Consider the following 23,968-nt stretch of genomic DNA (forward strand, 5'->3'; position numbering starts at 1 on the left):
CATGACCACGACCCCTGCCGAGCGTGAGCGCACCGTCCCGACCCGCGAGCGCTCCGGCGTGACCGAGGACCTCCGCCTGGTCGACCTGGGCAAGGAGTTCGAGACCTTCACCGCAGTGCACCCGCTCAACCTCACGGTGCCGGGTGGCACGTTCTTCGCACTGCTCGGGCCCTCCGGCTGCGGCAAGACGACGACCTTGCGCATGGTCGCGGGTCTCGAGGAGCCCACCACGGGGAAGATCTTCATCGGTGACAAGGACATCACGGCGGCGAAGGCCTACCAGCGCAACGTCAACACCGTGTTCCAGTCCTACGCGCTCTTCCCGCACATGAGCGTGCTGGACAACGTGACGTTCGGGCTCAAGCGCCGAGGCGACAAGGACGCCAAGCGGAAGGCGCAGGAGGCGCTCGAGCTCGTCGAGCTCGCCGAGGTCGCGCGCAAGAAGCCGGCCCAGCTGTCCGGTGGCATGCAGCAGCGCGTGGCCCTCGCCAGGGCGATCGTCAACCGGCCCGACGTGCTCCTGCTCGACGAGCCGCTCGGGGCGCTCGACCTCAAGCTGCGGCGCCAGATGCAGATCGAGCTCAAGCGGATCCAGTCCGATGTCGGCCTCACCTTCATCCACGTCACGCACGACCAGGAGGAGGCCATGACGATGGCCGACACCATCGCGGTGATGAACGCTGGGCGCATCGAGCAGCTCGGCGACCCCGCCACGCTCTACGAGCGCCCCGCGACGACCTTCGTGGCCAACTTCCTGGGCCAGTCCAACCTGCTCGAGGCGACCCTGACGGGGGAACGCACCGACGGCATCGTCACTGCCAAGGTCCACGGCCACGAGGTGGCCGTCGACGCCGGGCGGGTGCCGGAGGGCATCACGGAGGTATGGCTGGGCGTACGGCCCGAGAAGCTGCGGCTCGGTGAGCAGGGGCGCAACGTGCTCCGGGGAGCGGTGACCGACGCGTCCTTCACCGGCGTCGCCACCCACTACCTCGTGCGCATGCCGTGGGGCCACGAGATCACGCTCGTCCAGCAGAACGACGGGTCGCCCCGGTACGCGGTCGGCGAGAACGTCTCGGTCTCCTGGGACCCGGGTCACGAGTTCCTGCTGGACCAGCAGCAGGACGAGGACGCGGGCATCGGGATCGGCGATGAGTAGCGCCCCGGCGACCCTCGGGCCGGCCGCGGCCATGGAAGAGGCGCCCGAGCGGGCGAAGCCACCTCGCCGCCGGGGACGCCGCAACTGGGTGCCCTACCTGCTCCTCGCCCCCGGGCTGCTCTGGCTCCTGGTCTTCTACGTCGCCCCCATGGTCACGCTGGGCTCGCAGTCCATGCAGGAGGGCAACGTCGACGACGGCTACGTCTTCACGGGCAACGTCGGCATCTTCGTCGACGCTCTGTCCCGCTACTGGCCGCAGCTGCTGCGCTCCCTCGGCTACTCCGCGAGCGCCACGGTGCTGGCCCTGCTGCTCGGATACCCACTGGCCTACTTCATCGCCAGCCGCCGCGGTCGCAGCAAGTACGTCTTGCTCGTGCTCGTGATCGCACCGTTCTTCACGAGCTTCCTGATCCGCACGATGGCGTGGCAGACCCTGCTGTCCGACAACTTCGTGGTGGCGAAGTTCGCGCGCGCGATCCACTTCACCGACCTGCTCCAGGTCGTGGGCCTGGCCAACAACGACTCGCTGCTCTACAGCAAGTTCTCGGTCATCTGGGGCCTGACCTACAACTTCCTGCCGTTCATGATCCTGCCGCTCTACACCTCGCTCGACCGGCTCGACGGCCGGCTGCTGGAGGCGGCCCGCGACCTCTACGCCACCCCGCGGGAGACGTTCCGGCGCATCACCTGGCCGCTCTCGCTACCCGGCGTCGTCTCGGGCACGCTGCTGACCTTCATCCCGGCGGCGGGCGACTACATCAACTCGCGGCTGCTGGGCAACACCCAGACCGTGATGATCGGGCAGGTCATCGACAGCCAGTTCCTGCGGGTGCTCGACTACCCGATGGCGGCGGCGCTGTCCTTCGTCCTGCTCGTCATGATCCTGGCGCTGGTGACGTTCTACGTCCGCCGGGCCGGCACCGAGGAGCTGGTGTGAGATGAGCTGGGTACGCAGGCACCTGCTGGCCTTCGTCGCGATGGTGACGTTGGCGATCCTCTTGATCCCCAACGTGATCGTCATCATCTTCTCGTTCAACAAGCCCAACGGCCGTTACAACATCGACTGGGTGCGGTTCTCCACGAACGCCTGGACCAACCCGTGCGGTGCGGCAGGAATCTGCGACTCGCTGGGGCTCAGCCTGAAGATCGGGATCACCGCCTCGGTCGTCGCGACGGTGCTCGGGTCGATGGTCGCGTTCGCCCTGGGGCGGCACCGCTTCCGGGGACGCGCGAGCACCAACCTGCTCATCTTCATGCCGATGGCGACGCCCGAGGTGGTCCTGGGGTCGAGCCTGCTCGCGCTGTTCCTCAACATCGGGCTGCAGACCGGCGCACTCGCGATCCTCATCGCCCACATCATGTTCTGCGTCTCCTTCGTCGTCGTCGCCGTCAAGGCCCGCGTCGCCACCCTGGACCCGCGGCTCGAGGAGGCGGCGTCAGATCTCGGCTCGCCGCCGGTGTCCACCTTCATGCGGGTGACGCTGCCGCTGGCCGCGCCCGGGATCGCTGCCGGGGCGCTGCTCGCCTTCTCCCTGTCGTTCGACGACTTCATCATCACCAACTTCAACGCCAGCCCGAGCTCGGTGACCTTCCCCATGTACGTGTGGGGTGCCGCCCAGCGCGGCACGCCGGTGCAGATCAACGTCATCGGGACGGTGATGTTCCTCGCGTCGGTGCTGATCGTCCTGGGGGCGCAGACCGTCTCCGCCCGCCGCGCCCAGCGCGTGGCCTAGGCCTGCAAGGACACCCATGCGCATCCTCATGATCGGCGCCGGCGGCGTCGGTGACGCCGCCGCGCGCATCGCCGTCGAGCGTGACTTCTTCGAGCTCCTCGTGGTGGCCGACTACGACCTCGCCCGGGCCAAGGCGACGGTGGCTGCGGCCTCCTCCCGGCGGGACGGCGAGTCGCGGCTGGTCGCAGACCAGGTCGACGCCTCGGACGGGGCTGCGGTCGCGGCCCTCGCACTCAAGCACGAGGCGACGCACGTGTTCAACGCCGTCGACCCGCGGTTCGTGATGCCGATCTTCCGGGGCGCGCTGGCAGCCGGGGCCGGCTACCTCGACATGGCCATGAGCCTGTCGCAGCGCCACCCGCAGGAGCCCTGCTCCCAGGCGGGGGTCAAGCTCGGCGACGAGCAGTTCGCGATGGCGGGGGAGTGGGAGTCGGCCGGCCAGCTGGCGCTGCTCGGCATGGGCGTCGAGCCCGGCCTCTCCGACGTCTTCGCCCGCTATGCCGCGGACCACCTGTTCTCCCACATCGAGGAGCTCGGCACCCGCGACGGCGCCAACCTTGCCGTCCTCGACGAGGACGGCAACGAGACCTTCGCCCCGGGCTTCTCCATGTGGACGATCATCGAGGAGTGCCTCAACCCTCCCGTGGTCTGGGAGAAGGCCCGGGCGGCCGCGGCCGGCGGTGACGTCGAGGCCGGGTTCTTCACCCTGCCGGCGTTCAGCGAGCCCGAGGTCTTCGACTTCCCCGAGGGCATCGGGCCGGTCGAGTGCGTGCACGTCGAGCACGAAGAGGTCCTGCTCATGCCGCGGTGGGTCGACGCCGACCGCGTCACCTTCAAGTACGGCCTCGGTGAGGAGCTCATCACCATCCTGCGCACCCTGCACACGCTCGGGCTCGACCGCACCGACCCCGTCAGCGTCAAGGGGGTCCGGGTCTCCCCGCGCGACGTCGTCGCGGCGGTCCTGCCCGACCCGGCGACCATCGGCCCCCGCATGAAGGGCAAGACCTGTGCCGGGCTCTGGGTCACGGGCACCGGCAAGGACGGCAGCCCGCGGCGCACCTACCTCTACCACGTGTCCGACAACGAGGACACGATGCGCGAGTACGGCGCGCAGTGCGTGGTGTGGCAGACCGCGGTCAACCCCGTGGTCGCCCTCGAGCTCATCGCCACCGGGGTCTGGAAGGGCGCAGGCGTGAGGGGCCCGGAGTCCTTCGACGCGGTGCCGTTCCTGGAGCTGCTCGGGGCGCCGAAGCCCGAGGGCTACGGGTCGCCCTGGGGCATGGAGGACCGCTGAAGCCGTTGAGGCGCAACCGGACTAGGGTCGGACCATGACGCGATACGGGCAGCAGTACGGTCCCGACTTCACCTTCCTCGGGGTCGACCGGTGCGACCTCGACGACGAGTCCACGTATGCCGGCGCCGACGTCGTCATCGTGGGCGCACCCTTCGACGGCGGCACCTCGCACCGCCCCGGCACGCGGTTCGGGCCGCAGGCGATCCGGATGACCGACTACCTGCCCCACGACGGCTCGCGTCCCTCCCTGGCGCTGCGCACCGACGGCCTCGTCGACCTCAAGGTCCTCGACGCGGGCGACGTCGAGATGTACTCCGGCGACATCGAGCGCTCCCTGCCCAAGCTCGAGGCGGCGGTCGGGAAGGTGGCGCGGGCGGGCGCCATACCGGTCGTGCTCGGGGGCGACCACTCCATCGCCTTCCCCGACGCCAAGGGCGTCGCCAACGTGCTGGGCCACGGACGCGTCTCGATGATCCACTTCGACGCCCACGCCGACACCGGCGACATCGAGTTCGGTTCACTGTGGGGTCACGGGCAGCCCATGCGACGGCTGATCGAGTCCGGCGCCCTGCGCGGCGACCGGTTCCTCCAGGTCGGGCTGCGCGGCTACTGGCCGCCACCGGAGACGCTCGACTGGATGGCCGGGCAGCAGATGCGCTCGTTCGAGATGACGGAGATCGTCCACCGCGGCCTGCAGGAGTGCCTCACCGAGGCGTTCACCATCGCCACCGACGAGTGCGAGGGCGTCTTCCTCTCCGTCGACATCGACGTCTGCGACCCCGGGCACGCGCCGGGGACGGGCACGCCGGAACCGGGCGGGCTGTCGGCGCGAGAGCTGCTCGACTCGGTGCGCAGGATCTGCCTCGAGCTGCCGGTGGTCGGCGTCGACGTCGTGGAGGTCAGCCCTCCCTACGACCACGCCGACATCACCGCCGCGCTCGCCAACCGCGTCGTCCTCGAGGCGCTCTCGGCGATCGCCCGCCGTCGGCGCGACGCCCGCGACGGGACGCGGTGGGACCCGGCCCAGCCCCTGCTCGCGGGCCGCGCGGGCGCCATACCCGAGGGCCACATCCCGGGCCACCACCACACCCACGAGACGCACGACCAACCGCACGACCACGCTCACGACCACGCACCCACGGAGGAGCAGTCCTGATGGCCACCACCCAGAAGTCGCTCGTCGAGTCCGTCCCCAAGGGCCTGCTCATCGGCGGTCGCTGGCGCGACAGCAGTGACGGCACGACCCTCGCGGTGGAGGACCCCTCCAGCGGGTCCGTCCTCGCGCACGTCGCCGACGCCACGGTCGCCGACGGCAAGGCCGCGCTCGACGCAGCCGTTGCAGCGCAAGGGGACTGGGCCGCGACGCCGCCCCGGGACCGTGGGGAGATCCTGCGCGCGGCGTTCGAGAAGATCACCGAGCGCGCCGAGGACTTTGCCACCCTCATGACCCTGGAGATGGGCAAGACCCTGCTCGAGTCCCGGGGCGAGGTGACCTACGGCGCCGAGTTCTTCCGGTGGTTCTCCGAGGAGGCCGTGCGCATCAGCGGCCGCTGGTCGACCGCCCCCAACGGCGCCACCCGCCTGCTCACGATGAAGAAGCCCGTCGGGCCCACGCTGATGATCACGCCGTGGAACTTCCCGCTCGCCATGGGCACCCGCAAGATCGGCCCGGCGATCGCGGCCGGCTGCACCATGGTGGTCAAGCCCGCCAGCCAGACGCCGCTGACGATGCTGGCCCTGGCCGAGCTGCTGCGTGAGTGCGGCCTGCCCGACGGCGTCCTCAACGTCATCACCACGACCCGCACCGGCGACGTCATCGAGCCGGTCATCCGTGACCCGCGGCTGCGCAAGCTCACCTTCACCGGCTCCACCGCGGTCGGCCGCCGCCTGGTCGAGCAGTCGGCCGAGCAGCTGCTGCGCGTCTCCATGGAGCTCGGCGGCAACGCCCCGTTCATCGTGTTCGAGGACGCCGACCTCGACCGGGCCGTCGAGGGCGCCATGCTCGCCAAGATGCGCAACATCGGCGAGGCCTGCACCGCGGCCAACCGGTTCTACGTGCACGAGAGCGTGCTCGACGACTTCGCCGAGCGGCTGGCCAAGCGGATGGGCGCCCTGACCCTGGGCAAGGGCACCAAGAAGGGCGTCGACGTCGGTCCGCTCATCGACGGCAAGGCCCGCGACGGCGTGGCCGAGCTGGTCGAGCACGCCCGCGCCCAGGGCGCGACCATCGTCACCGGCGGCAAGGCGGCTCCCGGGCGTGGCTACTTCTACGAGCCCACCGTCATCACCGGGGTCCGCAAGGACGCGCGGATGATGACCGAGGAGATCTTCGGCCCCGTCGCGCCGATCGCCTCGTTCCGCACCGAGCGCGAGGCCATCGACCTCGCCAACGGCACGGAGTACGGCCTGGCCTCCTACGTGTTCACCAACGACCTCAGCCGGGTCATCCGGGTCAGCGAGGCGCTGGAGTACGGGATGATCGGCATCAACCAGGGCATCATCTCCAACCCCGCCGCCCCGTTCGGCGGCGTCAAGGCGTCCGGCTTCGGCCGCGAGGGCGGGTTCGAGGGCATCGAGGAGTACCTCGAGACCACCTACGTCGGCATCGCCCCGTGAGCTGACGTGAGCTGACCCTGACCTGACCTGAGGTGACCCGGACCTGACCTGCGGGGACTCGGCCCCGGCTCGGTCCCCGCCTGTCGAGATCGCCCGGCTGAATGTGGCAGAACTGCCCCCGTCAGCCGGGCGATCGCGGTTCAATCGGTGCCATGACCAGCCTCGACCCCGTGGAGGCCCCGGCAGGCCCTGCCGAGCTCGCTCCGCATAGCCGTACCGCCCCCCGCCTGCGGTCGCTCACGGACGTCCTCAACGAGACCGACGAGAAGATGCGGACGGGCCGTGCGGCCGGTGCGCGGGTGTGGCCCACGGGCTTCGAGACCCTCGACGTCGCCCTCACCGGCGGCTTCCGGTCGGGCGAGCTCATCCTGCTCGGTGGCCCCCAGGGCCTGGGGAAGACGGCGATGGCGCTGCAGATGCTGCGCAACGCCCTCACCGCCCACCGGTCGGCCGTCTACTTCTCCTACGAGCACGACGCGCACAGCATCCTCGAGCGCCTGCTCGCCATCGAGGCCGGCGCGGTCGCAGGCTCCGAAGGAATCAGCCTGACCAAGATCAGGCAGCGGTTCGAGGCCCGGCACAGCAATGCCCACTCGATGCGGGAGCGGTTCGAGACGGCGACCGGTGGTCCGGAAGCCGTCGCCGCGATGGAGGGCTACGGCGACCACCTGCACGTCCACACCTCCAGCGGCCTGCACACCACCCTCGACGAGATCCGGTCCACCATCGAGGCCGTCGTGCGCAGCGAGGTGCAGCCGCCGCTCGTCCTCGTCGACTACCTCCAGAAGGTGCCGGTCGCCGGGTTCACCGGCACCGAGGAGGAGCGGGTCTCCGTCGTGGTCGAGCGGCTCAAGGACCTCGCGCTCGAGTTCGAGGTGCCGGTGCTGGCCATCGTCGCCGCCGAGAAGGGCAGCCTCGGCTCCGGCAAGCGGATGCGGGTCAACGACCTGCGCGGCTCCTCCGCCCTGGCCTACGAGTCCGACGTCATCCTCATCCTCAACGACAAGTACGACGTCGTGGCCAAGCACCACCTCGTCTACCACCTCGAGAACGCAGAGCGCTTCCGGCAGTGGGTGGTGATGTCGATCGAGAAGAACCGCAGTGGCGTCGACCAGATCGCCATGGAGTTCCGCAAGCGCTTCGAGCAGGGGCGGTTCGAGCCCGAGGGACGCATCGTCGAGGAGCAGCTCATCGAGGAGCGCGTCTTCCGCGAGTAGTCCTGCTGCGACAATGGGTCGGTGACCACTCCGCGCTCCGTCGCCGTCCTGGGCTCGACCGGCTCCATCGGCACCCAGGCCCTCGACGTCATCTCCCGCAACCCGGACCGCTTCCGGGTGGTGGCCCTGTCCGCGGGGTCCAACCTCGACCTCGTGGCGGAGCAGGCGGTGCGGTTCGACGTCGAGCTGGTCTCCGTGGCGCACGGGACCCACGAGCGCGTGGCCGAGGCGGTCGCTGCGTACGCCGCCCGCGCCGGCCGCGCCGGGTACCGCCCCCAGGTGGTGGTGGGGGACGACGCTGCGGTCGCCGCAGCGCGGCACGGCGCGGACGTGGTGCTCAACGGCATCACCGGCTCGATCGGGCTCCGGCCCACGCTGGCCGCCCTCGCCGAGGGCTCGGTGCTGGCCCTGGCCAACAAGGAGTCGCTCATCGTCGGCGGCCCCCTGGTCAAGGCGGCGGCCGCCCCCGGACAGGTCGTGCCGGTCGACTCCGAGCACTCGGCGATCGCGCAGAGCCTGCGCGGCGGGCGGCCCGAGGAGGTACGCCGCCTGGTGGTGACCGCCAGCGGCGGGCCGTTCCGTGGGCGCTCGCGGGAGTCGCTGCGCGACGTGACGCCGCTGGAGGCGCTGGCCCACCCGAACTTCTCGATGGGCCGGGTCATCACCACCAACTCCGCCACCCTCGTCAACAAGGGCCTGGAGGTCATCGAGGCACACCTGCTGTTCGACATCTCGTTCGACCGGATCGACGTGGTCGTGCACCCACAGCAGATCATCCACTCGATGGTCGAGTTCGTCGACGGTTCGACCATCGCACAGGCGGGGCCGCCGCGGATGCTGGTGCCGATCGCCCTGGGCCTGTCGTGGCCGGAGCGGCTCGCCGACGTCGACGTCCCGGTCGACTGGACCCGGGCGCAGACGTGGGAGTTCGAGCCGCTGGACGACGAGGCGTTCCCCGCCGTCCGGCTCGCCCGTGAGGTCGGCACGGCCGGCGGCACCCACCCGGCCGTCTACAACGCGGCCAACGAGGTCGCGGTCGACGCGTTCCACGAGGGCCGGATCTCGTTCGTCGACATCGTCGACACGGTCGAGCGGGTGGTGCACGACCACGCCGACGAGGGCGGCTCGTCGACCGGCTCCAGCACATCGGGGATCAATCCGGGGTCCCTGACCGTTGAGGACGTGATGCGGGCCGACTCCTGGGCCCGCGCCCGGGCGCGACAGGTGCTGGGCCTGGAGACCGGACGACTGACCGACGCCGAGGGGGCGCTTCGCTGATGACCGTGCTGCTGTTCGTCCTGGGGGTGCTCTTCGTCGCGCTCGGCGTGGGGCTGTCCATCGGCCTGCACGAGATCGGCCACCTCGTCCCCGCCAAGAAGTTCGGGGTCAAGGTCACCCAGTACATGGTCGGCTTCGGGCCGACGGTGTGGTCGCGGCGCAGGGGCGAGACCGAGTACGGCATCAAGGCCATCCCGCTCGGCGGCTACATCCGGATGATCGGCATGTTCCCGCCGCGGCCGGGCGACAAGCCGGGCACGCTGCGGGTCTCGAGCACCGGCCGGTTCTCGCAGCTCGCCGACGAGGCGCGCCAGCTCAGCCTCGAGGAGATCAAGCCCGGCGACGAAAACCGCGTCTTCTACCAGCTGTCGGTGCCGAAGAAGGTCGTCGTCATGCTGGGCGGGCCGATGATGAACCTCGTCATCGCCGTGGTGCTCCTGACAGGGATCCTCACGATGTACGGCGTCGCCACCGTCGAGGACGGCGCGCGCGTGGCGACCGTGTCCGAGTGCGTCGTCAGCGCCAAGGACGCCGCCACCAAGACCACCTGCGCCGCCTCGGACCCCAAGACACCCGCATACACCGCCGGCGTCCAGCCGGGCGACCAGATCGTCTCGGTGGCCGGCGAGAAGATCAGGCGCACCGCCGACGTCGGCCGCCTCATCCGGCCCCGGGTCGGCCAGACCGTGCAGCTCGTCGTCCTGCGCCACGGCGTCGAGAAGACCCTGACCGCCACCCCGATCAAGAACACCGTCCAACAGGTCGGTCCCGACGGCGAGCCGCTCGTCGACGCCAGCGGTCAGCCGGTCGTCATCGACGCAGGCTTCCTGGGCGTCTCGTCCGGCCCGGTCGTGGGCTACGAACGGCAGTCGATCACGGCGGTCCCCGGGTTCGTGGGGGAGCAGCTGGTCAACACGGCCGGTGTCATCCTCAAGATCCCGCAGAAGATGGTCGGCGTCGTGCAGGCCGCGTTCGGCTCGGGCCAGCGTGACCCCAACGGCCCGGTCTCCGTCGTCGGCGTCGGGCGCATGGCGGGTGACGCGACGGCCGGCAAGATCCCGTGGATCGGCGGCGAGACGGGCATGAGCCCGTTCGTCTTCCTGCTCAGCCTCATGGCCTCGCTCAACCTGGCGCTGTTCGTCTTCAACCTCGTGCCGCTGCTGCCGCTCGACGGCGGCCACGTCGCCGGGGCGCTGTGGGAGGGCGCCAAGCGTCGCCTCGCGCAGCTGCGCGGCCGGCCCGACCCGGGTCACGTCGACGTCGCCAAGGCGCTGCCCGTCGCCTACGCCGTGTCCAGCGTCCTCATCGTCATGTCGGTGCTGCTGATCTACGCCGACGTCGTCAAGCCGATCAGCCTGGGCGGCTGAGGTCGCGGGGCCGGACACACCCCCCGCCACCCGCTGGGAGATACTGCATCCATGACTGTTGGTCTCGGTATGCCGGCCCTGCCCCCGCCCGTCCTCGCGCCCCGTCGCAAGACGCGCAAGATCAAGGTCGGCAAGGTCGAGGTCGGCGGCGACGCCCCCATCTCGGTGCAGTCGATGTGCACGACGCCCACGACCGACATCAACGCGACGTTGCAGCAGATCGCCGAGCTGACTGCGTCGGGGTGCGACATCGTCCGGGTGGCGTGCCCGAGCCAGGACGACGCCGACGCGCTGCCCGCCATCGCGCGCAAGAGCCAGATCCCGGTCATCGCAGACATCCACTTCCAGCCCAAGTACGTGTACGCCGCGATCGACGCCGGCTGCGCGGCCGTCCGGGTCAACCCCGGCAACATCCGCCAGTTCGACGACCAGGTCAAGCAGATCGCCCAGGCCGCCAAGGACGCGGGCGTCTCGATCCGCATCGGCGTCAACGCCGGGTCGCTCGACAAGCGGCTCCTCGAGAAGTACGGCAAGCCGACCGCCGAGGCGCTGGTCGAGTCAGCCGTCTGGGAGGCGAGCCTCTTCGAGGAACACGACTTCCACGACTTCAAGATCTCGGTGAAGCACAACGACCCCGTCGTCATGGTCAAGGCCTACGAGCTGCTCTCGGAGCGGGGCGACTGGCCCCTGCACCTCGGCGTGACCGAGGCGGGCCCCGCCTTCCAGGGCACCATCAAGTCGGCCACCGCGTTCGGGGCACTGCTGTCCAAGGGCATCGGCGACACCATCCGCGTCTCCCTCTCGGCCCCGCCGGTCGAGGAGGTCAAGGTCGGCAACCAGATCCTCCAGTCGCTGAACCTCAAGCCGCGCAAGCTCGAGATCGTCTCCTGCCCGTCGTGCGGCCGTGCACAGGTCGACGTCTACACGCTCGCCGACCAGGTGACCGCGGGCCTCGAGGGCATGACCGTCCCGCTGCGCGTGGCCGTCATGGGCTGCGTCGTCAACGGTCCGGGGGAGGCCCGCGAGGCCGACCTCGGTGTCGCCTCCGGCAACGGCAAGGGCCAGATCTTCGTCAAGGGCGAGGTCATCAAGACCGTCCCCGAGGCGCAGATCGTCGAGACCCTCATCGAGGAGGCCATGCGGATCGCCGAGGAGATGGGCGAGCCCGTCGACGAGGAGAGCGCCGGCGCCCCCAGCGTCACCGTCGGCTGAGTCCGGGAGGGGTGCCTCAGGCAGCGGTGAAGCGTCCCCGCACCCCATTGGTCGTTGGCGCCGCACCAAGGGCACGCACGCCCTAGGCTGGCTCCGTGCTGCGCACCCGCAACCCGGTCCACGCCCTGACTGCGTCGGAGCGTGATGCTGCCCTCGAGCTGTGTGCGCGCAACCTGCCGGCCAACGTCTTCGTCGCCGCACGCCTGCTCGAGGGCGTGCTGACCACCCAGCCGGGGACGGTGCTCGGGCACAAGGTCGACGGCCGCCTCGAGGCGCTGTGCTGGTCGAGCGCCAACCTCGTGCCGGTCGAGGCCGACGAGACCGAGCTCGCCTTCTTCGCCGACCGGGTGCGTCGCTGGCGCCGCCACTGCGCCTCCATCCTCGGCCCGGCCGACCAGGTGGCCGAGCTGTGGCGCCACCTGGCGCCGTCGTGGGGGCCGGCGCGGGCCGTGCGGTCCAACCAGCCGCTCATGAGCGCGATGGAGCTCCCCTCCAGCCTCGGCGTCGAGCTCGACCCCCGTGTCCGGCCGGCCACGGTCGGCGAGGTGGACCTCGTCATGCCCGCGGCGGCGCACATGTTCGAGGGCGAGATCGGCTACCCGCCCTACACCGGTTCCGGTGCTGCCTACCGCACCGCCCTGCTGGCCCTCATCGAGCGGGGGCACACGTTCGTGGCCGTCGAGGAGGGCGCCGTGGTCTTCAAGGCCGACGTCGGCTCGGTGGCCCTCGGCTGCGCCCAGATCCAGGGCGTGTGGCTCGCGCCGCACCTGCGAGGGCAAGGCCTCGCCGCGCCGCTCATGGCGTCGGTGGTCGAGCAGGTCATGGCCACGCGGGCGCGGTGGGTGACGTTGTACGTCAACGACTTCAACGCCAGCGCCCGGGCGACCTACCGGCACGTGGGTTTCGAGGACGTCGGCACGTTCTCGACCGTCCTGCTCTGATGCCCGAGGACCCCGACCGCTCGCCCGAGGACGCCGGCCCCACGCCCGGCGAGCCCGTCGGCAACGTCCTGGTGTGGTTCACGGGATCGTTGCTCGTGTTCGGGCTGTTCCTCGTCGTCGTGCCGGGGAGCCAGCCGGCCGGGCGCACCTGGCTGTGGGTCGGGGTGGTCCTCGTCGTCCTCGGCGGGGGGACCTCCGCCCTGGCCGTGCGGGCGCGGCTGCGCCACCTCCGCTCCCGCTGAGGCCCGCGCCCGTCCGCGCAGTCAGTAGAGGCCGGTGGAGTACTGCTTGCCGTAGTAGCGCTCGAGCTCCTCGACGGAGTCCTCGGGCCGCTCGAGCGCCTTGGCGATCTGCGGTCGCGAGCCCACGGCCATGGGGTCCCAGGAGGCCGGGTGCCAGAGCCTGCTGCGCATGAACGCCTTGGCGCAGTGGAAGAAGACCTCCTCGACCTCCACGACCAGGGCCAGGACCGGCCGGTGGCCCTCGACCTCCATCTCGTCGAACCACGGCGCGTCCGAGACCAGGTGCGCCCTGCCGTTGACCCGCAGGGTGTCGCCACGGCCGGGGACGACGAACAGCAGCCCGACGTGAGGGTTCTCCAGGACGTTGAGGTAGCCGTCGACGCGCTTGTTGCCCTTGCGCTCGGGCAGCGCCAGCGTCGTGTCGTCGAGGACCTTCACGAAGCCGGCGGGGTCGCCCTTGGGTGAGCTGTCGCAGCGGCCGTCGGCACCGGCCGTCGACACCACGCAGAACGGCGAGGCCGCGATCCACTGGCGGTCGAGCTCGTGCAGGGACGTCCGCACCTTGTCGCGCACCCGGGGGAGCGGCTCGCCGACCAGCGCGCGCAGCTGCTCGACGGACTCGATGCGGTGGCCCTCGTCGGTCATGGCGCCAGTGTGCCAGCGGCCCGACCACGCGCGGGCGGTGCGCACGGCGCAACTGGGGTGAGCCCGCGCCGTACGCCCCGATATCCTCTGTGGGTTCGCCCACCACCCGAGGAGTCCCCAGTGGCACTGCGCATGTCGACCCTGTTCCTGCGAACCCTTCGCGAGGACCCGGCCGATGCCGAGGTGCCGAGCCACAGGCTCCTCGTCCGCGCCGGCTACATCCGCCGCGTCAGCCCCGGCATCTACACCTGGCTGCCGCTCGGGCTCAAGGTGCTGCGCAAGGTCGAGAACATCGTCCGCGAGGAGATGGACCAGATCGGCGCGCAGGAGCTGCTGTTCCCCGCGCTGCTGCCCAAGGAGCCCTTCGAGGCCTCCGGGCGCTGGACCGAGTACGGCGACAACATCTTCCGGCTCAAGGACCGCAAGGACGCCGACTACCTGCTCGGCCCCACCCACGAGGAGATGTTCACCCTCGCGGTGAAGGACCTCTTCTCGTCCTACAAGGACCTGCCGCTGTCGATCTACCAGATCCAGACGAAGTACCGCGACGAGGCGCGTCCGCGCGCGGGCATCCTTCGCGGGCGCGAGTTCGTCATGAAGGACTCCTACTCCTTCGACATCGACGGGGCCGGGCTCGACAAGAGCTACCAGCTGCACCGCGACGCCTACATCCGCATCTTCGACCGCCTCGGCTTCCACTACGTCATCGTCCAGGCCATGGCCGGCGCCATGGGTGGGTCGAAGAGCGAGGAGTTCCTCGCCACCGCCGAGAACGGCGAGGACACCTACGTCCACTGCCCCAGCTGCGGGTATGCCGCGAACGTCGAGGCCGTGCGCGTGCCCGTCCCCGACGCGCTGCCCTGGGACGACGCCCCCGCGGCACACGCCGAGGACACCCCCGACACCCCGACCATCGAGACCCTGGTGGACCACCTCAACGCGGCGTACCCCCGCGAGGACCGCGCCTGGGCTGCCAGCGACACCTTGAAGAACGTGATCGTCGTGCTCGTGCACCCCGACGGCACGCGTGAGCCGCTGGCCATCGGCGTGCCCGGTGACCGCGAGATCGACGAGAAGCGCCTCGGCGCCCAGGTCGAGCCCGCCGAGGTGGCGGCCTTCGAGGAGAAGGACTTCGCCGCCAACCCGGCGCTGGCCAAGGGCTACATCGGCCCCGGTGCGCTGGGCTCGGAGTCGGCCTCGGGCATCCGCTACCTCCTCGACCCGCGCGTGGTCGAGGGCACCCGCTGGGTGACCGGCGCCGACGTGAGCGGCAAGCACGTCATCGACCTCGTGGCCGGCCGTGACTTCACGGCCGACGGCACGATCGAGGCCGCCGACGTCCGCCCCGGCGACCTCTGCCCGAGCTGCGGGCACGCGCTGGAGTCGGCCCGGGGCATCGAGATGGGCCACATCTTCCAGCTCGGCACCAAGTACGCCGAGGCGCTCGACCTCAAGGTGCTCGACCAGAACGGCAAGCTCCAGACGGTCATCATGGGCTCCTACGGCGTCGGGGTCTCGCGCGCCGTGGCCTGCGTCGCCGAGGGCAACCACGACGAGCTCGGGCTGCGCTGGCCCCGGGAGATCAGCCCGGTCGACGTGCACCTCGTCGCCGCCGGCAAGGACATGAACCGTGACCCCGAGGTCTTCATCAAGGCCGAGGAGCTCACCCGCGAGCTCGAGGCGGCCGGCGTCTCGGTGCTCTTCGACGACCGCCACAAGGTGAGCCCGGGGGTGAAGTTCAAGGACTCCGAGCTCATCGGCATCCCGACCATCGTCGTGGTGGGCAAGTCCCTGGAGAACGGCGTCGTCGAGGTCAAGGACCGCGCCACGGGCGAGCGCACCGAGGTGGCGGTCGGTGACGTGGTCGAGACCGTGCGCCGCCTCGTGACGGGCGCGACCGGCGCGAACGCGGCGACCGGCGCGGTTGCGCCGGCCGGCGTCGACGGCTGATGGCGGTGGAGACCCCGCCGCAGGCGGTCATCTTCGACTGGGGCGGCACCCTCACCCCGTGGCACGACGTCGACCTGCCGCGCCAGTGGCGGGTGTTCGCGCGAGAGGTGCACGGCCTGCCGGTCGAGGACCCCGCCATGCCCGCCGAGGACATCGCCGAGGCCGACTCGCTCGCGATGCGCATCCACCAGGCCGAGGAGAAGGCCTGGGCGCGTGGGCGCGAGACGCACGAGAGCGCCTCGATCGAGGCGATCCTCGCCGAGGCCGGCGTCGACCCCGAGCACGACCGGCACCACCTGGCGCTCGCGGCATACCGCCGGTTCTGGGAGCCGCACACCCACACCGACCCGCAGGTGCGCCCGCTCTGGGAGGGGCTGCACGACCGCGGGCTCAAGGTCGGGGTGCTCTCCAACACCATCTGGACCCGCGCCTACCACCGTGAGGTCTTCCAGCGCGACGGCGTCCTCGACCTGCTCGACGGCGACGTCTACTCCTCGGAGATCCACGTCGTGAAGCCGCACCGCGAGGCGTTCCTCGCGGCCTGCGCGGCAGTGGACGTGGAGCCCGAGGCCGCGGTCTACGTCGGCGACCGGCTCTTCGAGGACGTCCACGGCCCGCAGCAGGTCGGGATGCGCGCGATCTGGGTGCCCCACAGCGACATCCCGGCCAGCCAGCAGGTCGCGGTCGACGTCACGCCGGACGCCCACGCCCACGAGCTGCTCGACGTCCTGCGCGTCGTCGACCGCTGGCTGGGGCGGTAGGTGCCTGACGTCGACCTGACCACGGTCCTGCTCATGGCCCTCGCCGGGTTCGGCGCGGGCTGGGTCGACGCGGTGGTCGGCGGCGGCGGCCTCGTGCAGCTGCCGGCGCTGCTGCTGGGGTTCCCCGGCGCGAGCCCGGCGCAGCTGCTCGCCACCAACAAGGTCGCCTCGATCTTCGGCACCACCACGAGCTCGGTGACCTACTGGCGCCGGGTCCGTCCCGACCTGAGGACGGCGCTGCCGATGGCGGCGGTCGCGTACTTCGGCGCGGTCGGCGGCGCGCTGATCGGGCTGCACATCCCGAAGTCGGCCTTCAACCCGGTCATCCTCGTCATGCTCGTCGTCGTCGGGGCCTACACCGTGGCGCGGCCGTCGATGGGGCACGAGACTGCGTTGCGGTTCGACGGCCACCGGCACACAGTGGTGGCCATGCTCACCGGGTTCGTCATCGGCGTCTACGACGGCGCGCTCGGCCCGGGCACGGGGTCGTTCCTGGTCTTCGCGCTCGTCGGGCTGATGGGCTACGCGTTCCTGGAGGCGAGCGCCAAGGCCAAGATCGCCAACTTCGCCACCAACCTCGGGGCGCTGACGGTCTTCGTCCCGGGCGGCCACGTGATGTGGGGGATCGGGTTGATCATGGCCGTCGCCAACATCCTCGGCGGCTACACCGGCGCCCGCACCGCCGTGGCCCGGGGCAGCCGCTTCGTCCGGGTCGTGTTCGTCGTCGTGCTCGTGGCCTTCATCGTGCGCATCGGCGGCTCGGTGCTGGGGGTGTGGTCGTGAGCGGGCCCGGTACGCCGCTCGACGCGCGGCTGCTCGACCGGTGCGCGGCCCTCGCGGACGCCGCCGCCGACGGGCGCCGGCGGGTGCTGGGCATCAGCGGCGCCCCGGGTGCCGGCAAGACGACCCTCGTGCTGGCCCTGCTGGCGGCGGTGGCCGCCGACCCCCGGCTGGCGGGACGGGTCGCGCACGTGCCGATGGACGGCTACCACCTGCCGAACGCCGAGCTCGACCGCCTCGGTCGGCGGGACCGCAAGGGCGCGCCCGACACCTTCGATGTCGCCGCGTACGCCGCCACCCTCGCGACCGCACGCAGCCTCCCGCGGGCGCGCCTGCTGGCCCCGAGCTTCGACCACGGCGTGGGGGAGCCCGAGCCCGACAGCATCGAGGTCGGCGAGGGCGCGGACCTCGTGGTCACCGAGGGCAACTACCTGCTGCTGCCGGACGGCGGCTGGCCGGACGTGCGCGCCCAGCTCGACGAGGTGTGGTTCTGCGACCTCCGTGACGAGCAGCGACGGCTGCGCCTGGTCCAGCGCCACGTCGCAGCCGGGCGCGAGCCCGACGACGCCGAGGCCTGGGTGGACCGCTCCGACGAGGCGAACGCGCGCCTGGTCGTGACGGACCGCGACGAGGCGGACCTCGTCCTCGTCGACGGCAGGATCGCGACGGCCGGGGCCTGATCCACCGGGATCTTCCGACACAGATCTGGACCATGGGGTGTCCACAGCAAACTCCTAGGAACGGGCTGCAGAGTTCTCGACGTGACCACGATCGACCTGCCCCCGACGGCGCCGCGAGCGGCTGCCCACACCGCCCCGTCCGGGCGGGCCCCCCAGCCGACGCGCCGCGTCCACACCGTCCCCCGCTGGTGGCGCGACGCGTCGGTGAGCGCCTTCTGGGTCGTCCTCATCTGGGTCACCGCGCTCTGGGTCGCGCGCGGTGGGGTGCAGGACCTGGCCTCGGTGGCCGGGGCGCTGACCAGCACCGGGCGCCTGACGGGCCTGGTGGCCTCGGCGCTGCTGCTCGTGCAGGTGTTCCTCATGGCGCGGGTGCCGTGGTTCGAGCAGGCCTGGGGCCAGGACGAGCTGGCACGCACCCACCGCCTGGTGGGGTTCACGTCCTTCAACCTGCTGTGGGCCCACATCGTGCTCATCACGCTCGGCTACGCCGCCGGCACGCCCACCGGCATCTGGGGCACGCTGGTCGACCTCGTCCTGCACTACCCGGGCATGCTGCTCGCGACCGCCGGCACCGTGGCCCTGTGCCTCGTCGTCGTGACCTCGGTCCGCAGGGCACGCCGCCGGCTGCGCTACGAGTCCTGGCACCTGATCCACCTCTACGGCTACCTCGGCGCGGGGCTGGCCCTCCCGCACCAGCTGTGGACCGGCCAGGAGTTCCTCGCCTCGACCGCCTCGACCGTCTTCTGGTGGACCCTGTACGCCGTGTGCGCGGCCGCCGTGCTCGGCTACCGCGTCGCCGTGCCGCTGTGGCGCTCGCTGCGAGCCCCGCTGCGCGTCACCGACGTCGTGGCCGAGGGCCCGGGGGTCACCTCGGTGGTCGTCGCCGGCCGCGGCGTCGAGAAGCTCGACGTCGCCGCCGGCCAGTTCCTGCAGTGGCGCTTCCTCGACGGACCCGGCTGGAGCCGGGCGCACCCGTACTCCGTGTCCGCCGCCCCCGACGGGCGCACCCTGCGCATCACGGCCGCGCACGTCGGCGACGGCACCGAGCAGCTCGCCTCCCTCACGCCCGGCACCCGAGTCCTCGTCGAGGGTCCCTACGGCCGGATGCACGCCGGGGTGCGCAGCCGCCGCAAGGTGCTGCTCATGGGCGCCGGCATCGGCATCACCCCGATGCGCGCGCTGCTCGAGGAGCTCGACCAGGACCCCGGCGACGTCGTCGTCGTCCACCGCGCCCACAGCCGCGACCAGCTCGTCTTCGCCGCCGAGATCTTCGAGCTCGCCCGACGGAAGGGCGCCCGCTACGTCACGGTGGAGGGGTCCCGTGTCCCGGGGCGCGACACGTGGCTGCCCGCCACGGCGGCCCACCTCAGCGACGCGGCCGCCCTCACCCAGCTCGTCCCCGACGTCGCCGAGCGCGACGTGTTCCTCTGCGGCGCACCGAAGTGGATGGACGCGGCCCGCCAGGCCGCCCTCGACAGCGGTGTCCCCTCCAACCACATCCACCTCGAGCGGTTCGAGTACTAGGAGCCCACCATGCGACGAATCACCCTGTGGGCGCTGTCCACCCTGACCACCCTGGTGCTGCTGTTCAGCTACCACACGTCCACCTCCAGCCGCAGCGCCGCCGCGACGGCGCCCCCCGTCCTCGCCCAGGCCGCAGCGCCCAGCGCATCCTCCACGCCGGAGGCGACCACGCCGTCCGGCAGCCCCACGACGTCGGGGTCGTCCGGGTCCTCCGGCTCAGGGTCGACCGGCTCCGGCTCAGGCTCAGGCAGCTCCTCCTCGACGCCGAGCTCCTCGTCCTCCTCCTCGTCCTCCTCCTCGACGGCATCGGCCGCCAGGACGTACGACGGCAACGCGGTGAGCACCCGGTTCGGCAACGTGCAGGTACAGATCACGGTCGCTGGCGGCAAGATCACCGCGGCCCAGGTCCTGCAGGTCCCGTGGAATGACCACCGCGACCAGGAGATCAACTCCTACGCGGTGCCCGTCCTCAACAGCGAGGTCGTGCAGGCCCAGAGCGCCACCATCGACATGGTCTCGGGGGCCACGTACACCTCCGACGGCTACATCCAGTCGCTGCAGTCCGCGATCGACCAGGCCCACCTGTGAGTGCCGTGACCGCGCCGCGTCCCGCCACCGCCTCGTCCCACGACGGGTCGTCGGCGCCCGCGACCCCGCGCCGCGCCTTCGTCGAGCAGGTCATGGGCCTGCCGGTCTCGGTCCACGTCCGCGGCGAGCTGCCGGCCGTGCAGGCAACCGAGGTCGAGGAGGCGGTCGGGCAGGTGTGGTCGTTCCTGCACAAGGTCGACGAACTCTTCAGCACCTGGCGTCCCGACAGCGAGCTCATGCGGCTGCGCAGGGGCGAGCTCGACGGCGCGGACGCCCACCCGTGGCACGAGGAGGTCGCGCAGCTGTGCGCGCAGGCGCAGCAGCGCACCGGCGGCCTGTTCACCGCGGCCTACCCCGGCTCGGGTGGCTACGACCCCACCGGCCTGGTCAAGGGCTGGGCCGTCGAGAAGGCCGCCGCCCACCTGGCCAACGTCCCCGGCATCTCCTGGTGCGTCAACGCCGGTGGCGACATCGTGGCCGGCGCGGGACCAGGCGCACGCCCGACCTCGTGGCGCGTCGGCATCGAGGACCCACGCAGTCCCGGCACCGTGGCCGCGTCGCTCGACCTCGCCATCGGCGGCCTGGCCACCTCGGGGACCGCCGCCCGTGGCCTGCACATCGGCGACCCCCGCACCGGGGGCGCGGTCGACCGTGCCGGGTCCGTCACGGTGTGGGGGCCGGGCCTGCTGTGGGCCGACGTGTGGGCGACGGCGCTGTTCGTCGACCCCGTCGCCGGGCGCGAGGCGCTCGCCGCCCACGACCCCGCCTACCGCTCGTTCGTCCTCTGAGCCGTACCCGCTCCCGCCCCCGCGGCCGACACCTCTGGCAGAGTGGGAGGCGTGCAGGTCTGGTACGCGAGCTACGGCAGCAACCTCGCTCGCGACCGTTTCCTCTGCTACCTCGAGGGTGGCCGCCCTGCGGGGGCGACGCGGACGTACCCCGGCGCTCGCAACACCAGCCCCCCGACGGCCGACCGGGCGATGACGCTGCCGGGGGAGATGTTCTTCGCCTGGGAGTCGCCGACGTGGGGCGGCGGCATCGCCTTCTACGACTCCGGCGCTGCGGGCGCCACACTGGCGCGGGCCTACCTGGTGACCGAGCAGCAGTTCGCGGACGTCGCCGCGCAGGAGATGCACCGTCCGCCCGGCGAGGACCTCGACCTCAGCACCGTGCTGAGCAGCTCACGCCACGACCTGGGACCGGGACGGTACGAGTCGCTGCACCTCGTGGGTGAGCTGGACGGCCAGCCGGTGCTCACCTTCACCGCACCGGATCCAGAAGTGCTGCAACGCAACTCGCCTGCGCAGCCCTACCTCGAGGTGGTCGCCCGCGGCCTGCACGAGACGCACGAGCTCGGTGCCGAGGAGATCGCTGCCTACCTCGCCGACCGTCCCGGAGCGGGACCCGGCTGGGACGTCGAGGCACTCCGGCCGGTGGTCACCGCAGCGCTGCCCTGAGGGCTGAAACGTCGGTCACGGGGGCGTCGCAGACGAACCCGCGGCACACGTAGGCAGCAGCACGGCCGCCGACCAGGGGTCGCTGCTCGAGCAGGGGGATGCCGGTGGTGTCGGGGTCGCCGTGGACGTGCACGAGACCGGGGGAGGGTGAGCGGCGCACCACCTCGAGCAGCGCGTCGGCCTCGGGCCCGGCGCCCACCACGGCCACCTGCAGCGGCCCTGCGACAGCGGCCTCGGCCGCGGCGAGGGCCCACCCGCCGAAACGCGGGTCACGGGCGGCGACCGCCCCCGAGGCGGACAGGGCCGCCTCGGCGCGCTCCCGCATCGCGGTGTCGCCCGTGAGCGCCGCACACGTGAGCAGTGCACCGGCCAGGGCGCTCTGGCCGGACGGCTCGGCGTTGTCGGCGGCGCTGCGGGGGCGGGTGAACAGCTCCTCGGCGTCGTCGCTCGTGTCGTGGAAACCCCCGTCCGGTGCGGCGAACCGCGCCACCGCGGTGGCGAGCAGCTCGCGCGCCACCTCCAGCCACCGGACCTCACCCGTCGCCTGGTGGAGTGCGAGCAGCCCCTCCGCGAGGTTGCCGTAGTCGTCGGCGACACCGGCTGCCGACCCGACGGCTCCGTCGCGCGACGCCCTGCGCAGTCGTCCGTCGACCAGATGCGTGGACACGACGAAGGCCGCGCACGCCTGGGCTGCGGCAACCAGCGCCGGCTCGTGGAGGATGGTGCCGGCCTCCGCCAGCGCGGCGATGGCCAGGCCGTTCCACGACGTCACCACCTTGTCGTCGCGCGCCGGCTGCGGACGGTCCTGCCGCGCTGCCAGCAGCGCCGACCGGGTGGCCGCCCACCAGCCGGTGTCGTCGGGGTCCTCGAGCAGCTGCAGGGTGGACAGGCCGTGCTCGAACGTGCCTGCCGGCGTCACGGACAGCAGCGTCGCGGCCCGCCCCCCGTCGTCCTCGCCCAGCACCTCCACGAGCTGGGCCGGCGACCAGGCATACGTGAGCCCCTCGACGCCGTCGGTGTCGGCGTCGAGGGCAGAGGCGAAACCGCCCTCGGCGGTGCGCAGTTCACGCAGCAGGAACTCCGCCGTCTCCACCGCCACCCGCCGGGCGAGCGCGTCGCCGGTGATGCGCCACAGGTGGGTGTACACGCGCAGGAGCTGGGCGTTGTCGTAGAGCATCTTCTCGAAGTGGGGCACCACCCACCGGGCGTCGACCGAGTAGCGCGCGAACCCGCCGGCGAGCTGGTCGTACATCCCGCCACGGGCCATCGCCGCGCAGGTGGCCGCGGCCATCGAGAGCGCGTCCGCGGACCCGGTGCGCGCGTGGTGGCGCAGCAGGAACTCCAGCACCATCGACGGCGGGAACTTCGGTGCGCCGCCGAAACCTGCTGCGGCGTGGTCGAACTGGCCGCGCAGCCGCGTGACCGCGGTCTCGAGCACCTCGGCGTCGAGCGCGTGCCCGGTGACCGGGGCGGACAGCTCGCGGAGCCGCTCGGCGATGTGGGCGCCGCTACCCAGCACCTGCTCGCGCTGGTCGGCCCAGGCGCTCGTCACCCCCTCCAGGAGCTGCAGGAACTGCGGTCGGGGGAAGTAGGTGCCGGCGAAGAACGGGTCGCCGTCAGGCGTGAGGAAGCACGTCATCGGCCACCCGCCGTGGCCGGTCAGCGCGGTGGTGGCGGCCATGTAGACGGCGTCGATGTCGGGCCGCTCCTCGCGGTCGACCTTGACGGCGACGAAGTCGGCGTTGACCGCCCTGGCCACGTCCTCGTCCTCGAACGACTCGTGGGCCATGACGTGGCACCAGTGGCACGCGGCATACCCGACGCTCAGCAGGACCGGCACGTCGCGGCGACGCGCCTCGGCGAAGGCCTCCGGCCCCCACTCCTGCCAGTCGACGGGGTTGTCCTGGTGCTGCAGCAGGTACGGCGAGGTCGACCGTGCGAGGCGGTTGGGCATACCCCACCGTAGGCGCCGCGCCCGCCGCCCACGGAGAAGGGCTCGGTGCCGGGCCGTATGGGCCGGCGGGCGGGGACGGGAGGAGACGTACCGTGCCGGCTAGGGGGCGAGGGCGACCGTGAGCAGGATGACGGTGTCCTCGAGGGCCTCCACCCCGTGCCGGGCGGACGGTATGGCGACGAGCCGGCCGGCCGGCACGACCCACTCGGGGCCGTCCACTGCATACAGGCGCGCGGTGCCCTGCAGGACGTGGAGCGTGGCTGCCGGCGGCGACTCGTGCTCGGACAGCGTCGCGCCGCTCCGCAGCGCCATCAGCACCGCTCGTTGGCGCTCCCCGCCCAGCAGCAGGCGGGACGCGTGCCCGTTGCCGCCCTCACGCGCCTGCGCCAGCAGCGACGCACCCTCCTCCGCGAGGTCCACCGCTGCGTCGTCGGCGGGGTGTCCGCCCGTGGTCTCGGTGCCCATGGCTCTCTCCTCGTCCTCGTCCTGACCCTGCATCCTCGTCGCGACCGGTCGTCGCCACCACCCCAGGTGGACGCCAGTCCTCGGGACGCTTGTCGCCGGGAGTGGTCG

The 23,968-nt window shown here is 71.7% G+C and carries 24 protein-coding genes; 20 read left to right on the forward strand and 4 right to left on the reverse strand.

Annotated features, from left to right (window positions below):
• Position 1: 1 nt before the first annotated feature.
• From AB4Z02_RS09325 to AB4Z02_RS09380, 12 genes are all read left to right on the forward strand, one after another.
• Entirely contained in the window at positions 2–1,156 is a 1,155-nt protein-coding gene (locus tag AB4Z02_RS09325) for an ABC transporter ATP-binding protein (protein WP_441970517.1), read from the forward strand.
• The gene (locus AB4Z02_RS09330) at positions 1,149–2,093 is read left to right on the forward strand and encodes an ABC transporter permease (protein ID WP_441970518.1); all 945 of its coding nucleotides are present in this window, start codon (positions 1,149–1,151) and stop codon (positions 2,091–2,093) included. The genes AB4Z02_RS09325 and AB4Z02_RS09330 overlap by 8 nt, the downstream gene beginning before the upstream one ends.
• 1 nt (position 2,094) lies before the next feature.
• Complete coding sequence (locus AB4Z02_RS09335; RefSeq protein WP_441970520.1) at positions 2,095–2,889, forward strand: ABC transporter permease; 795 nt, start codon at positions 2,095–2,097, stop codon at positions 2,887–2,889.
• A gap of 16 nt (positions 2,890–2,905) precedes the next feature.
• A complete protein-coding gene (locus AB4Z02_RS09340; protein WP_441970522.1) occupies positions 2,906–4,183 on the forward strand; it encodes a saccharopine dehydrogenase family protein in 1,278 nt (425 codons plus the stop codon).
• A gap of 34 nt (positions 4,184–4,217) precedes the next feature.
• Positions 4,218–5,339, forward strand: a complete 1,122-nt coding sequence (speB, locus tag AB4Z02_RS09345) for an agmatinase (protein ID WP_441970524.1) — start codon at positions 4,218–4,220, stop codon at positions 5,337–5,339.
• Complete coding sequence (locus tag AB4Z02_RS09350; RefSeq protein WP_441970526.1) at positions 5,339–6,799, forward strand: NAD-dependent succinate-semialdehyde dehydrogenase; 1,461 nt, start codon at positions 5,339–5,341, stop codon at positions 6,797–6,799. The genes speB and AB4Z02_RS09350 overlap by 1 nt, the downstream gene beginning before the upstream one ends.
• Positions 6,800–6,951: 152 nt before the next feature.
• Complete coding sequence (locus tag AB4Z02_RS09355) at positions 6,952–8,016, forward strand: DnaB-like helicase C-terminal domain-containing protein (protein WP_441970528.1); 1,065 nt, start codon at positions 6,952–6,954, stop codon at positions 8,014–8,016.
• Positions 8,017–8,037: 21 nt separating this feature from the next.
• Positions 8,038–9,294, forward strand: a complete 1,257-nt coding sequence (gene dxr, locus AB4Z02_RS09360; protein ID WP_441970529.1) for a 1-deoxy-D-xylulose-5-phosphate reductoisomerase — start codon at positions 8,038–8,040, stop codon at positions 9,292–9,294.
• Complete coding sequence (locus tag AB4Z02_RS09365; protein ID WP_441970531.1) at positions 9,294–10,661, forward strand: M50 family metallopeptidase; 1,368 nt, start codon at positions 9,294–9,296, stop codon at positions 10,659–10,661. The genes dxr and AB4Z02_RS09365 overlap by 1 nt, the downstream gene beginning before the upstream one ends.
• A gap of 51 nt (positions 10,662–10,712) precedes the next feature.
• Positions 10,713–11,873, forward strand: coding sequence for a flavodoxin-dependent (E)-4-hydroxy-3-methylbut-2-enyl-diphosphate synthase (gene ispG / locus AB4Z02_RS09370; protein ID WP_056883679.1), 1,161 nt, complete (start codon positions 10,713–10,715; stop codon positions 11,871–11,873).
• Between the two features lie 95 nt (positions 11,874–11,968).
• The gene (locus AB4Z02_RS09375) at positions 11,969–12,814 is read left to right on the forward strand and encodes a GNAT family N-acetyltransferase (protein WP_441970532.1); all 846 of its coding nucleotides are present in this window, start codon (positions 11,969–11,971) and stop codon (positions 12,812–12,814) included.
• Positions 12,814–13,056: a hypothetical protein gene (locus tag AB4Z02_RS09380; protein ID WP_441970534.1), complete on the forward strand. Its 243-nt coding sequence runs from the start codon at positions 12,814–12,816 to the stop codon at positions 13,054–13,056. Before AB4Z02_RS09375 ends, AB4Z02_RS09380 begins: the two co-directional genes overlap by 1 nt.
• Positions 13,057–13,077: 21 nt before the next feature.
• Here AB4Z02_RS09380 and AB4Z02_RS09385 read toward each other — a convergent pair whose 3' ends face one another.
• Complete coding sequence (locus tag AB4Z02_RS09385) at positions 13,078–13,701, reverse strand: pyridoxamine 5'-phosphate oxidase family protein (RefSeq protein WP_441970536.1); 624 nt, start codon at positions 13,699–13,701, stop codon at positions 13,078–13,080.
• 120 nt (positions 13,702–13,821) lie between these two features.
• On the opposite strand from AB4Z02_RS09385, the gene AB4Z02_RS09390 reads away from it, so the two are divergent.
• The 5 genes from AB4Z02_RS09390 to AB4Z02_RS09410 all read left to right on the forward strand — a co-directional run bounded on the left by AB4Z02_RS09390 (position 13,822) and on the right by AB4Z02_RS09410 (position 19,396).
• Positions 13,822–15,651, forward strand: a complete 1,830-nt coding sequence (locus AB4Z02_RS09390) for a proline--tRNA ligase (RefSeq protein ID WP_056883683.1) — start codon at positions 13,822–13,824, stop codon at positions 15,649–15,651.
• Positions 15,651–16,412 carry an HAD family hydrolase gene (locus AB4Z02_RS09395; RefSeq protein ID WP_056883684.1) on the forward strand — a complete coding sequence of 254 codons (762 nt, stop codon included), beginning with the start codon at positions 15,651–15,653 and terminating at the stop codon, positions 16,410–16,412. The genes AB4Z02_RS09390 and AB4Z02_RS09395 overlap by 1 nt, the downstream gene beginning before the upstream one ends.
• A gap of 33 nt (positions 16,413–16,445) precedes the next feature.
• Positions 16,446–17,195, forward strand: a complete 750-nt coding sequence (locus AB4Z02_RS09400; RefSeq protein WP_200949265.1) for a TSUP family transporter — start codon at positions 16,446–16,448, stop codon at positions 17,193–17,195.
• The gene (locus AB4Z02_RS09405) at positions 17,192–17,872 is read left to right on the forward strand and encodes a nucleoside/nucleotide kinase family protein (protein ID WP_441970539.1); all 681 of its coding nucleotides are present in this window, start codon (positions 17,192–17,194) and stop codon (positions 17,870–17,872) included. Before AB4Z02_RS09400 ends, AB4Z02_RS09405 begins: the two co-directional genes overlap by 4 nt.
• An 81-nt stretch (positions 17,873–17,953) precedes the next feature.
• Positions 17,954–19,396, forward strand: a complete 1,443-nt coding sequence (locus AB4Z02_RS09410) for a ferredoxin reductase family protein (protein WP_235531436.1) — start codon at positions 17,954–17,956, stop codon at positions 19,394–19,396.
• 68 nt (positions 19,397–19,464) lie between these two features.
• Here AB4Z02_RS09410 and AB4Z02_RS09415 read toward each other — a convergent pair whose 3' ends face one another.
• Complete coding sequence (locus AB4Z02_RS09415; RefSeq protein WP_441970540.1) at positions 19,465–19,740, reverse strand: hypothetical protein; 276 nt, start codon at positions 19,738–19,740, stop codon at positions 19,465–19,467.
• On the opposite strand from AB4Z02_RS09415, the gene AB4Z02_RS09420 reads away from it, so the two are divergent.
• Genes AB4Z02_RS09420 through AB4Z02_RS09430 form a run of 3 tightly spaced genes read left to right on the forward strand, consistent with a single transcriptional unit; the run spans position 19,733 to position 21,441 of the window.
• Positions 19,733–19,984: an FMN-binding protein gene (locus AB4Z02_RS09420; protein WP_441970541.1), complete on the forward strand. Its 252-nt coding sequence runs from the start codon at positions 19,733–19,735 to the stop codon at positions 19,982–19,984. The genes AB4Z02_RS09415 and AB4Z02_RS09420 overlap by 8 nt on opposite strands.
• Complete coding sequence (locus tag AB4Z02_RS09425) at positions 19,981–20,772, forward strand: FAD:protein FMN transferase (protein WP_441970543.1); 792 nt, start codon at positions 19,981–19,983, stop codon at positions 20,770–20,772. Before AB4Z02_RS09420 ends, AB4Z02_RS09425 begins: the two co-directional genes overlap by 4 nt.
• A gap of 51 nt (positions 20,773–20,823) precedes the next feature.
• Positions 20,824–21,441 carry a histone deacetylase gene (locus AB4Z02_RS09430; protein WP_441970545.1) on the forward strand — a complete coding sequence of 206 codons (618 nt, stop codon included), beginning with the start codon at positions 20,824–20,826 and terminating at the stop codon, positions 21,439–21,441.
• On the opposite strand, the gene AB4Z02_RS09435 is transcribed toward AB4Z02_RS09430, so the two are convergent.
• A complete protein-coding gene (locus AB4Z02_RS09435; RefSeq protein ID WP_441970547.1) occupies positions 21,422–23,395 on the reverse strand; it encodes a thioredoxin domain-containing protein in 1,974 nt (657 codons plus the stop codon). The genes AB4Z02_RS09430 and AB4Z02_RS09435 overlap by 20 nt on opposite strands.
• Before the next feature lie 99 nt (positions 23,396–23,494).
• Entirely contained in the window at positions 23,495–23,860 is a 366-nt protein-coding gene (locus AB4Z02_RS09440; RefSeq protein WP_441970549.1) for a cupin domain-containing protein, read from the reverse strand.
• Positions 23,861–23,968: the final 108 nt, after the last annotated feature.

The sequence above is a fragment of the Pedococcus sp. 2YAF34 genome (genome assembly GCF_052114585.1).
Lineage (GTDB): Bacteria > Actinomycetota > Actinomycetes > Actinomycetales > Dermatophilaceae > Pedococcus.